Origin of the sequence: Streptomyces nanhaiensis (assembly GCF_046614825.1) — a bacterium.
GTDB lineage: Bacteria > Actinomycetota > Actinomycetes > Streptomycetales > Streptomycetaceae > Streptomyces > Streptomyces radiopugnans.
The window spans coordinates 28,226-40,097 of sequence record NZ_JBKJFM010000039.1 but is presented as its reverse complement, the minus strand read 5'-3'; the positions used below and the strand labels follow the sequence as shown (position 1 = coordinate 40,097).

Below are 11,872 nucleotides of genomic sequence, written 5' to 3'. Positions count from 1 at the left end.
GCCGGCCCGCGGCGCTTGGTGACGGTCTCGCGCCGCAGCCCGCCGCGTTCGGCGTCCGGCCCGGTGCACAGGTCGAGCAGGACCTGGCCCTTGCGGATCTGCGGCCTGCGCACGATCCGCGCCGCGGCGGGCGTGCCGCCCGGGCCGCCGTCCGCGCCGGGGCGGACGGCGGCGACGTAGGAGAACTTCTCGTCCTCGTACGCCAGCGAGCCCCCCTTGACCTGCCGGTGCAGGGAGGAGCGGCTGACGCGGGCGGCGAAGTGGCACCAGTCCGAGCCCGGCTCTATCGGGCAGGCGCCGCTGTGCGGGCAGGGGGCCAGGACGCGCAGTCCGGCGCCGATCAGCCGTCCGCGCGCCTCGATGATCCGCCGGTAGCCGTCCGGGGTGCCGGGCTCGACGACCACCACCGCCCGCCGGGCCGCCGCGGCGGCGGCGTCCACCAGAGCGTGCCGGGCGTCCTCGGGCAGTTCGTTCAGTACGTAGGAGACGGTGACCAGGTCGGCCGCGTCCAGCCCCGGTGCGGCGCCGATGCGCTCCTGCCGCCACTCGGCCCCGCGCAGGGCGGCCGAGGCGGATCCGGCGGCCAGCTCGCGGCCGAGGGCGAGGGCCGGGGCGGAGCGGTCCAGCACGGTGGTCGCCCGTGCGCCCCCGGTGTCCGCCGCGCCGTCGCCCCAGACCGCGGCGGCGGCCCACACGGCCGCGCCCGTTCCCCCGCCCACGTCCAGGTGGGTGGCCGGATCCAGGTGCGGGGCCCGGTCGGCGAGGGCGTCCAGGGCGGCGCGGACGGCCTCGAAGGTGGCGGGCATGCGGTAGGCGGCGTAGGCGGCGACGTCGCCGCGGTCGCGCAGGACGGGGGCGGCAGCCGAGGCGTTCCCCCGGTAGCCGGTGATCAGCCGCTCGACCGCTCCGGCGGCCTGCCGGGGCGGCAGCCCGTCGAGGAGGCGGGCGAGCGCGTCGCGCAGCTCTTCGTCGATGTGGAGGGGGGCGAACACCGGGCCAAGTGTAGGCGGGCGGCCACCCGCGCCCGCCGCCCCGCCGTCCGCCCCGTAGTCCGCACCACCGTCCGCCCCGCCGTCCGGCGGGATCTCCCTTCCGGCGGATTCCCCCGGGTTCGTTCCCGTTCGCGCCCGGGGGCCGCGGAGCGATCTTTCTTGTCACGCATATGCCATAGGTCGTTGCATACCTTCGTGGCGTTCACCTCCTCCTTCCGGGAGGGAATCCGGATCATCGGATTCGATTGTGTTCGGCTGCGCACTCGGGGGGCAGACGATGCAGTGGAGTTGGGAAAGCAGCTCTGAATCGAGGAGGACCGATGCACAGGGAAGGCCGCCCGCCGGAGCGATTGACGAACCGCTCACCGCAGTCCGGGGACCGGGCGCGGGAGATAACGCGCGGTTTCCTCCGGGCGGCCGAGCCGAACGCGTCGAAGACGGATGTGGACGCCGTGCTGCTGGGCGTCTCGGAGCTGGTGTCCAACGCGGTCCGCCACGCCGGCGGGGTGACGGACTTCCGCCTGGACTCCGTGGAGGGGGGCGTGCTGGTCGAGGTCTCGGACGCCAGCGTCCGGCGGCCGCGGACGGTCCAGATAAACCCCTCCGTCCCCGGCGGCTTCGGCTGGCTGCTGGTGCGCGAGCTGGCCACCGAGGTCACCGTCACCCTCCACCCGGGCGAGGGCAAGACGATCCGGGCGTCCTTCCCGATCCGGACCGCCTGACGCACGGGCCCGGAGCCGGGCCGGTGCGTCCTTCCCCGTTGCATCGCGCACGCGCCCGCGCGCCGGGCGGAAACGGCCGCCGCGGTACGGCTCCCCCCGTCCCGCCCTTTTGCCAACTCCCCCGACGCACAGCACACTTGGTCAATCGTGGGGAGAATGCAGCGCGCCCGCCGCGGCGTCGTGTGGATGGCACTGGCACTCCTGTTATGGGGGCTGGCCGCCGCCGTCGTCCTCCTGCGGGACGCCCCACCGCTGCGCGGCGGCTCGCCGGTCGAGATCGGCGGTCTGGCGATGGCCGTCGCCGGGGCTGCCATGGCCGCGCACGGCCTGCGCCTGGCGCGCCTGTCCCTCAACGCCTCGCAGCCGGACCACAAGCGCCTCCTGTCCGACTTCAGGCACCGGGTCGTCACCTCCCTCAACAGCGCGCCCCAGAGCTACTTCGACGGCCCCGGCGACATCATCCCCCTGAGCTTCCGGGACGCCGCCTCCCCGGGGACCGACAGGACGGAGCCGCTGGCCGAGTACTTCGACGGCCTGCCCTCCCACCGGAACCGCCTGGTCGTCCTGGGCGAGCCCGGCTCCGGCAAGACCACCGCCGCCATCAGGCTGATGACGGACCTGCTCGACCGGTGGCAGGAGGGGCAGCCCGTCCCGGTGCGCGTACCGCTGTCCGCCTGGAACACCGAGCGGAAGCTGACGGACTGGCTCGCGGACCACCTGGCGGATCGCGAGCTCACCCCCTCGCGGGCCGTGGCGCACGAACTGCTCGAAGCCCGGCTCGTCCTGCCGATCCTCGACGGACTCGACGAGATGGACCCGCCCGGCACACGGCCGCGCGACTCCAGGGCGCTCGACGCGATCGGGCGCCTGAACAAGGACTACGGCCTTCCCGGGGGCAGGGCCCGGCTGGTGGTGGTCTGCCGGACCGGGCAGTACGAGCGGCTCAGCCGGAAGGCGGGGCTCGAACACGCCGCGGTCGTCACGCTCCGGCCGCTCGACAGCGCCCGGCAGCTGGAGTTCCTGCGCGCGAGCGGCCTGCGGGACGAGACGGGGCGGTGGCGGCGGGAGTGGCGCGGTGTCGCCGAGGCGCTCACCTGGAGCGGCTCCCCGCGCGGCCTGGCCCGCGTACTGGACACCCCCTGGAAGATGGCGCTGCTCACCACCGTCTACAAGGAGCGCGACGAGGACCACCGCCTGGTGCGCTCTCCCGCCGACCTGCTGTCGATGCCTCCCCAGGAGGTGCCGGACCACCTGCGCGGGCTGTACGTGCGCGCGGCGACCACGACCCGCAACGCGCACCCCGGGCCGGGCTCAAGGCGGCGTCGCGACCCGGCGAAGGTCGAGGAGTGGCTCGTCCTCCTGGCACGCCACCTGCGCGACGGCGACCGGCCCTCCGGGCGGGAGCCCCGCCCGGACGGCGGGGCGGGCCCGGAGACGGACCTCGTCCCGCACCGGCTGTGGCCGCTGGGGAAGGGCTATGTCGCCTCCATGGAGATATCGCTGTGGGCCCTTCCGTTCACCGTCTCCATCAATCTGGCCGAGCGGCTCGGTTTCGTCATCCCCCCGGGCAGCTTCCTGGCCCTCGCCGTGCTGTCCTTCGTGCTCCTCGTGGGACCGCAGGCGGTGATGGCCCGCAGTACGCACCAGCCGGTGCCGCGCCGGCTGGACTGGGGGCGGGCGGCCGACTGGAGGTACGCCGCCCTGGGCCTGCTCTACACGGCCGGCCTCGTGCTGTACCTGCTGGACGGGCTGCGCGACCGGCCTGCCCTGTACACGGCGATAGCGCTCGGCTACCTGGCCCCGTTCCCGGTCGTCGGCGCGGTGTGGCCGGTGGCCGGCCACCCGCAGGCCGCACTGACCGGGCCGCGCGATCCGCTGCGCGCGGAGCTGCGCTGCGCGGCGGCGCTCGCGGTCTCCGTGTCGCTGTCGGCGGGGGCGCTCTCGGCCCATCTGATGGAGTCCGCATCGGGCTTCCTCTACGGCGCCCTGTTCGCCTTCCTCCCGGTCCTGAGCCTCTCGGCGCCCGCCTGGCGCCGCTACACGGCGTTCAAGCTGACGGTGGTCGGCCGGCTGCCGGCAGGGCTGGGCTCCTTCCTCGACTGGTGCTGCGAGGCGGGGCTCCTGCGTGTGGAGGGGCTGGCGTACCAGTTCCGCCACCGGGAGCTCCAGGACTGGCTCGCGCGATCCGAGGCCGGATCCGAACCGGCACGCTGACCGCCCCCTCGGGCAGATCCCCGGCGCCTCCCCGCCCGCGCCGACCCGCCTCGGCCCTGAGGCGCGGCGGGGCCGGTGGCGCTACCGTGTGACGAGGGGGTCACGCTTCGAAAAGGGGGACGGGGAATGCTGGAGCAGGCTCTGGCGGCGCTGGCCGCCGCCGGGGGCACGGCGGTGGTGCAGGCCGCGGGCACGGAGGCGTGGACGGCGGTGCGGGACGCGGTGGCCGGCTGGTTCGGCCGGGGCGACGAGCGGCGCGAGCACGCCGAGCTGGAGCGCCTGGACCGCACCGCCGCCGAGCTGGAGCCGGGCGGGCCGGAGCCGGGCGGGAGCCGGGACCGGGGCGGGGAGCCCGGAGCCGCCGGGGCCGGGGCGGTGCGCGTCCGCCACGAGGCCGCCTGGCAGGCTCGCTTCGAGAACCTCCTGGAGAGCGTGGACGGCGACGAGCGCGCCCGCCTCGCCGGTGAGCTGCGCGCCCTGCTGGAGCGCCACTCCCCCGCGGGCGTCCCGCCCGCCGGCCCCTCCGTCGGCCGGGACGGGATGGCCGTGGGCGGGGACGTCCACCTCCGCGCGGACGGCGGCGTCGCCGGCGGGGTGATCCACGGCGGCGCCCATGTCCACCCTCGGCCGCCCGGTCCGTCCCAGGGCTGAACGGACCGGGTGCGGACGGCACGCCTCTGTCCGCCGAGGCGTACGTCCAGGCCCCGGGCGGCATCGGCGCCGGGCACATCGACCGGGCCAGTCTCCACACCCACTACCACTCCGATCCCCGCCCCCGCCCCGGCGTCTCCTGGCCGCATCTGGTCGGGGTGCCGCCCAGGGAGGCGGACTGCTTCCAGGACCGGGCCGCCGTGCGCGAGCTGGAGCGCGCGCTGGACGGCGGCGGCACGGCGGTGCTGTGCCAGGTGCTGTCCGGCATGGGCGGGGTCGGCAAGACCCAGCTCGCCGCCCACCACGCCCGCCGGGTCCTGGCGGCGGGCGGCGTGGACCTGCTGGTGTGGGCCACCGCCGCGACGCGCGAGGCGGTCGTCGCCGCCTACGCCCAGGCCGCCGCCGGGATCCTGTACTCCGACCCGGATCTGCCCGAGACGGCGGCGCGGGAGTTCCTGGCCTGGCTGGAGCACCGGCCCGGCCCGGAGCAGCGCCGCTGGATGGTGGTGCTGGACGACGTGGCCGACCCGGCCGACCTGCGCGGCCTGTGGCCGCCGGCGAGCCCGCTGGGCCGCACCCTGGTCACCACCCGCCGCCGGGACGCGGCCCTGACCGGGCCGGGCCGCCGCCTGGTGCCGGTCGGACTGTTCAGCCCCCGGGAGGCGAGGGCGTACCTGGCCGCGTCCCTGGCCGCCCGCGGCCGCCATGAGCCGGATGGGGAACTGGATTGTCTGGCAGGCGAGTTGGGGTACCTGCCGCTGGCCCTGTCCCAGGCCGCCGCCTATCTGATCGACTCCGGTCTGGACTGCGCCGCCTACCGCGCCCTGCTGGCCGACCGCGCCCGCGACCTGGCCGACGCCCTGCCCGATGCCGGGGCCCTGCCCGACGACCAGGCCGCCCCGCTGGACGCGGCCTGGTCGCTGTCGGCGGACCGCGCCGACCGGCTGCGCCCGTACGGCCTGGCCCGCCCCATGCTGCGCCTGGCCGCGATGCTCGACCCCAACGGCATCCCGGCCTCCGTCCTGACCTGCGGCCCCGCCCTGGCCCACCTCACCGACCACCTCGCCGACCGGGCCGCCGCGCAGACCGCCGACCACGCCCCGGACCGGGCCGGTCCGCCCGGCCCGCCCACCCGGGGGGTCACCGCCGAGGAGGCCGTCGGCGCGCTGCGGGCCCTGCACCGCCTGAGCCTGATCGACCACTCCCCCGGCACCCCCCGCAGGGCGGTGCGCGTCCACCAGCTCATCCAGCGCATCGCCCGCGACTCCCTCGGCCCCGGACGGCGCGACGCCCTGGCCCGTACCGCCGCCGACGCGCTGATGGCCGCCTGGCCGGAGGTGGAGCGCGACACCGCCCTCGCCCAGGCGCTGCGCGCCAACACCGACGCCCTGGCCCGGTACGCGGGAGAGGCCCTGTACCGGCCCGAGACCCACCCGCTGCTCTTCCGCTCAGGCCGCAGTCTGGGCAACGCCGGTCAGGTCGCCGCCGCCCTGGTCCACTTCCAGCACCTGGCCGACTCCGTGGGCGCCCGGTTCGGCCCCGACCACCCCGACACCCTCAACGCCCGGCACCGGCTCGCCCACTGGCACGGCATGGCGGGAAAGGTGGAGTACGCCGAAACGGCGCTCACCGGGATCCTCGCCGACTATCTGAGGGTGCTGGGCCCGGACCATCCGGGCACCCTGGGCGTCCGGCACAACCTGGCCCGCTGGCGCGGCGCGGCAGGTGACACCACCGGTGCCAGGACGGCCTTCGCGGAACTGTTCACCGACCGCCTGCGCGTCATCGGCCCCGACCACCCCGACACCCTCGCCACCCGCCACGAACTCGCCCGCCTGCGGGGAAGGACGGGCGACCACGCCGGGGCCATCGCCACCTTCACCGATCTGCTCGCCGACTGCCTGCGCCTCCTGGACCCGGACCACCCCCGCACCCTCGCCGCCCGGCACGAACTGGCCCGGTGGCGCGGCGCGTCGGGCGACATCGCGGGCGCCAGGGCGGCTTTCGCCGAGCTGCTCACCGACCGCCTGCGCATCATCGGCCCCGACCACCCCGACACCCTCGCCACCCGCCACGAACTGGCCCACCTGCGGGGAAAGGCGGGCGACCGCGCCGGAGCCGTCGAGACCTTCACCGGCCTCCTCACCGACTACCTGACGGTGCTGGGCCCGGACCACCCCGGCACCCTGGGCGTCCGGCACAACCTGGCCCGCTGGCGCGGCGCGGCCGGGGACCCCGCGGCGGCCGTGACCGCGCTCACCGACCTCCTCGCCGACCGGCTCCACATCCTCGGCCCCCACCACCCCAGCATCGCCGCCACCCGCGCCGACCTCGCCTACTGGCGCGGCCGGGCGGAGACCGACGGCCGCCACGTCCCCCGGCAGCCCCCCGCGCCCCGGGCGGAGGCGCGCGACCCGGACCCCCGGCGGCCGTCCCCCGAGCCCGGCGGAACGGGGTGATCCGCACGACTCCCCCACCCGGCAGGCGGCCGGGGACTACGATCTGCCAGGGGTTTCGAAGCCGCATGTCCTCCTTTGGCCGGTTCCGCGGAGAACCGGCGCGCGCTTGGCGGGCGGACGGGCGGCCGCGGCTTACGGGACGGGCGCGACGGATGCGACGGGCGCCCGCGGGGTGACAGGCACGACGGGAGACGTGATCGCGTGATCGACCGCAAGGCACTGCTGGCCGACCTGATCAAGCAGGTCAGGACCGCCGAGGCGGATCTCGACCGGCAGGTGCGGGACGGCGAGGCCGTCCTCAAGCCGCTGCGCGCCGAGTACGGCAAGGAGAGGAAGGCCGATCCGAAGGGCACCCCGAAGTGGGCGGCCTGGGTGGAGGCGCGGGCGGACGAACTGCCCGCGGAGCGCGGGGAGCGGGTACGGGCGGCGCAGTCGGTCGCGGGCAGACTGCGGGACGAGTACGACCGGGCCTTCGAGATCGGCCGCACGGGCGCGCCCTGGAGCCAGTGGCTGGGCGAGCGGGTCACGCAGGTCGCGGTGGCGTGGGTGCTGGGCACGGTGTTCGTGCGGTTCTGCGAGGACAACCACCTGATCCCCGAGCCGTACGTCACGGGCCCGGACATCGACCGGCGCGAGCTGGCCGAGACCCGCTACGACCACTACGCGGAGACGGACGCCGACCCCACCTACCGGGGCTGGCTGGAGAAGGCGTTCGCCGACATCGGCTCGGGCCAGGCCGGCCGGCTCCTGTTCGACCGGCGGCGCAACCCGCTGTACCAGATCCCGCTCTCCCACGACGGCGCCCGCGAACTGATCGAGTTCTGGCGCGAGCGCGACGAGACCGGCGCCCTCGTCCACGACTTCACCGACCCGCTCAACGAGGACGGCACGGAAGGGTGGGACACCCGCTTCCTGGGCGACCTGTACCAGGACCTCAGCGAGGCGGCGCGCAAGACGTACGCGCTGCTGCAGACGCCGGAGTTCGTGGAGGAGTTCATCCTCGACCGGACGATGAACCCGGTCGTGCGGGAGATGGGCGACCGCTTCGGCGAACTGAAGATGATCGACCCGACCTGCGGGTCCGGGCACTTCGTGCTCGGCGCGTTCCGCCGCATGGTCCGCCTGTGGGCCGAGCGGCGGCCGGGTACGGACGTCCACGAGCGGGTCCGGGCCGCGCTGGATTCCGTGCACGGCGTGGACATCAACCCCTTCGCGGTCGCCATCGCCCGCTTCCGCCTGCTGGTCGCCGCCATGGCGGCGAGCGGTGTGCGGACGCTGGAGGAGGCGGCGAAGTACGAGTGGCCGATGCACCTGGCGGTGGGCGACTCCCTCATAAAGGAACGACAGCTCGAACTGACGCTGGGGGGCGAGGAGTCCGGCGACCCTCTTGCGGAGTTCTCCTACGGCACCGAGGACGTGCACGAACACCCCGGCATTCTGGAGCCGGGCCGCTACGACGTGGTGGTGGGGAATCCGCCGTACATCACGGTCAAGGACAAGAAGCTCAACGCGCTGTATCGGGAGCTGTACGCCTCCTGCGCCGGAACATATGCCCTGTCGGTGCCGTTTGCCGAACGGTTCTTCCAACTGGCCAAGGTCGGAGCGCCCGACGGCAGCGGCTACGGCATGGTCGGCCAGATCACCGCCAACTCCTTCATGAAGCGTGAATTCGGGACCAAACTGATCGAGGAATACTTCGCCCATAAGGTCGAACTGACCGAGGTCATCGACACCTCTGGCGCATACATTCCCGGGCACGGCACCCCGACAGTGATCCTGATTGGCAGGCGGCGCGGAGGGAATGCGCGCTCAGCAACTGTCCGCACGGCACGCAGCGTACAAGGAGAGCCCGGCATTCCCGAAAAGGGAGAAGAGGGAAAAGTCTGGAGGGCTATTGTCGACCAAATCGATAAGCCCGGCTCGGCAAGCCAATGGGTCTCTGTCGACAATCTTTCACGTGAAAGATACTTCAGAAAACAGCCATGGGTACTCTCGGACGGCGGACTAGAGATGATCGACCAACTAGCCGCCGCTAGCCAGCGCAACCTCTTCGAAGCCTCTGAAGAAATCGGCGCCGGTGCCGTCACTCGCGAAGACGAAGCTTACATGATTGGCGCGGCAACACTTAGGCGTTACGGCGTACCACCAACACACCGGCGCCCCCTCGTCGAGGGGGGAGAAGTTCGAGACTACGTCGTTCACAGCCCTGTGCTTTCACTGTGGCCGTACTCCGAGCGCGACCTGAGCGCCGAAGCACCTCGCGCCGCAGAGAGACTACTCTGGCCTTCGCGTGTATTCCTTCGAGGGCGCACCGCTTTCGGCAAGACCCAGCTCCAGCGCGGACTAACCTGGTTCGAGTACTCGATGTTCTTTAGGAGGCGATACGACACGCCAATGTCAATTGCCTTTCCATTCGTTTCAACCCATAACCACTTCGCACTAAATAGAAAAAAGAGGGTGTTTATTCGAACCGCTCCTGTTATCAGACTACGGGAGGGGGCGAGCGAGGAAGAGCACCTGCGGCTTCTCGGGCTACTCAACAGCTCCGCGGCTGGTTTTTGGCTCAAGCAGGTGAGTCATGACAAAGGAAGCCAAGGCGTGAACGAAGGTTTCAAATCCCAAGATTGGGAGCGTTTCTTCGAGTTCACCGGGACTAAGCTTCAGGAATTTCCACTCCCTGCCGCATACCCCACTGCTCTCGCCACTGCCCTCGATAGTCTTGCCCAGCAGCTTGCCGCTGCCAGCCCCGCGGCCGTCGCGGCCGAGGCGGTGCCCACCGTCGGGGTGCTGCGGGAGGCGCGGGCGCGGTGGGAGGCCACGCGGGCACGGATGATCGCGTTGCAGGAGGAGCTGGACTGGCAGGTCTACACCCTCTATGGCCTGCATGACGAGGATCTGCGAGTCTCCGAGGACCCCGACGACCCCAACATCCCCGAACTGGCCCTCGGTGAGCGGGCGTTCGAGATCGTGCTCGCCCGCAGGGTAGCGACCGGGGAAGCGTCGGGCGAGTGGTTCACCCGGCACGGCTCCACCCCCATCACCGAGATTCCCGCGCACTGGCCGGCCGCCTACCGTGAGGTCGTCCAGAAGCGCATCGACGCCATCGAGTCCTCCCGCGCCATCGGGATGGTCGAGCGGCCGGAGTACAAGCGGCGCTGGGCCACCGAGGGCTGGGACGCCATGCAGGAGAAGGCGCTGCGCTCGTGGCTGCTGGACCGGATGGAGACCCGCGAGCTGTGGTTCGACGAGAGCGGCCAGCCCACCATCCTCACCCTGGCCCGCCTCACCGACGCCCTCTCCCAGGACGAGGACTTCACCGCCGTCGCCAAGCTCTACGCCCCGCGCAAGGAGTTGGCGGCCGTGGTGGCGGAGCTGATCAGCGGCGAGCACGTGCCGTTCCTGGCCGCCCTGCGCTACAAGCCCAGCGGGCTGAAGAAGCGCGCCGACTGGGAACACGTATGGGACCTCCAGCGCCAGGAGGACGCCGCCCCCGACGAGCCCGCCAAGCGCAAGATCCGCGACTCGATCCCCGTCCCGCCGAAGTACACCTCGGCCGACTTCCTGCGCCCCTCCTACTGGAAGGCGCGCGGGAAGCTGGACGTGCCCAAGGAGCGGTTCATCTCCTACGGCCAGACCAACGCCGCCACTCCGGAGCTGTACGGCTGGGCGGGCTGGGACCACCGCGAGCAGGCCCAGGCGCTGGCCACGTACTTCACCAACACCGCGCTGTCCACCGAGGAGATCACCCCGTTCCTCGCGGGCCTGCTGGAGCTCCAGCCGTGGCTGAACCAGTGGCACAACGAGTTCGACGTGCTCTACAGCGGCTCCCCGGCCGACTTCTTCGCCGGCTACCGCCAGCAGAAGCAGGGTGAGCACGGTCTGACCGACGACGACCTGCGCGCCTGGCGGCCCCAGGCCGCCACCCGAGGCCGCCGCGCCGCCAAGGCGTGACAGCAGCGCCGGTTCCTCCTTCCCCTCACCGCGTAAGGGGAAGGAGGAACCGGCGTTCACGGACCTTGAACACCGTCTCCAGCGTCACCGTCCGTCCCAGCCGGTCGAAGTCCCACTCGGCATCGCGCCACCCGCCGAGCGCCGTATCCAGCAGGCCTCTCAGGGCTGCGGCCTTCGGCACCTACGCCCCACGTGCGAACCGTCCCACCGGGTCCAGATACTTGCGTACTTCCAGAGGCGTCACGAACGTCCCCCGATCTCCGCTCTCCGCGACCTTCCTGGCCCGTGGCGGTTTCCTGGGTGGAAGTCCGTGACCGAACCGGGGCACCGTGTCCAGGAAGACGACCGACTCCCGGACTTCCTCCGGAGCGGCGGCGAGTGCGACGGGCGGGTGCGAGGTGACCAGGGGCTGGCGACCGTGCCCTGACGTGAGGGTCGCGGGATCGCTGGTCCTCCCCCGCAACCTCGACAGCAACTGCGGGACCCTGCTGGGGTGAAGACCGTTCTCCGGTTCCTCGAACATGGGGACGCCTTCATGAGCGGAGTCATGGGCCGCGGCGAGCAGTGCCAGCACTCGCAGGATGCCCGCCGACGCCGTGATGGGAGTCATGCGGTACTCATGCTTGTGCTGCAGCCAGATGTCCCACTGCCCCCACTCGGCATTGGCCTCCACCGTGATGTCCGCGAGGTCTGGAAGCAGCGCCGCCGCATCGGCCTTGAAGTCGTACCAGTTCTCGGGATCCCGCGAGAGCCGTCCCAGAACGGCACCCAGGTTCCTGCCCTCCTCGGTGAGAGGCGCGGTGTCGTATGTGGAGGAAGCGGCGCGCATGGCCTTGGGAGACGGCTCGATGATCCGCCGGTTCCTGGTCGCCGCGGCAAGTCC

At 72.7% G+C, this 11,872-nt stretch carries 8 protein-coding genes; 5 read left to right on the top strand and 3 right to left on the bottom strand.

Annotated features, from left to right (window positions below; translation table 11 throughout):
• Positions 1-992 (bottom strand): small ribosomal subunit Rsm22 family protein (locus ACLIYP_RS11995; RefSeq protein ID WP_412713123.1); only part of this gene is annotated, 992 nt, incomplete at its 3' end.
• 320 nt (positions 993-1,312) lie between these two features.
• Here ACLIYP_RS11995 and ACLIYP_RS11990 point away from each other — a divergent pair.
• From ACLIYP_RS11990 to pglX, 5 genes are all read left to right on the top strand, one after another.
• Complete coding sequence (locus tag ACLIYP_RS11990) at positions 1,313-1,714, top strand: ATP-binding protein (protein WP_412713122.1); 402 nt, start codon at positions 1,313-1,315, stop codon at positions 1,712-1,714.
• A 186-nt stretch (positions 1,715-1,900) separates the two neighbouring features.
• Entirely contained in the window at positions 1,901-3,928 is a 2,028-nt protein-coding gene (locus ACLIYP_RS11985) for an NACHT domain-containing protein (protein WP_412713121.1), read from the top strand.
• Positions 3,929-4,054: 126 nt separating this feature from the next.
• Positions 4,055-4,579 (top strand): hypothetical protein, encoded by a 525-nt coding sequence (locus ACLIYP_RS11980; protein ID WP_412713120.1) that lies wholly within the window; start codon positions 4,055-4,057, stop codon positions 4,577-4,579.
• A gap of 158 nt (positions 4,580-4,737) precedes the next feature.
• Positions 4,738-7,038, top strand: coding sequence for a tetratricopeptide repeat protein (locus tag ACLIYP_RS11975; protein WP_412713119.1), 2,301 nt, complete (start codon positions 4,738-4,740; stop codon positions 7,036-7,038).
• Positions 7,039-7,239: 201 nt separating this feature from the next.
• On the top strand, positions 7,240-10,989 hold the full coding sequence (gene pglX, locus ACLIYP_RS11970; RefSeq protein ID WP_412713118.1) for a BREX-2 system adenine-specific DNA-methyltransferase PglX: 3,750 nt from the start codon (positions 7,240-7,242) through the stop codon (positions 10,987-10,989).
• 25 nt (positions 10,990-11,014) lie between these two features.
• Here pglX and ACLIYP_RS11965 read toward each other — a convergent pair whose 3' ends face one another.
• On the bottom strand, positions 11,015-11,170 hold the full coding sequence (locus tag ACLIYP_RS11965) for a hypothetical protein (RefSeq protein ID WP_412713117.1): 156 nt from the start codon (positions 11,168-11,170) through the stop codon (positions 11,015-11,017).
• Entirely contained in the window at positions 11,171-11,818 is a 648-nt protein-coding gene (locus ACLIYP_RS11960; protein ID WP_412713116.1) for an AAA family ATPase, read from the bottom strand.
• Positions 11,819-11,872 lie beyond the last annotated feature (54 nt).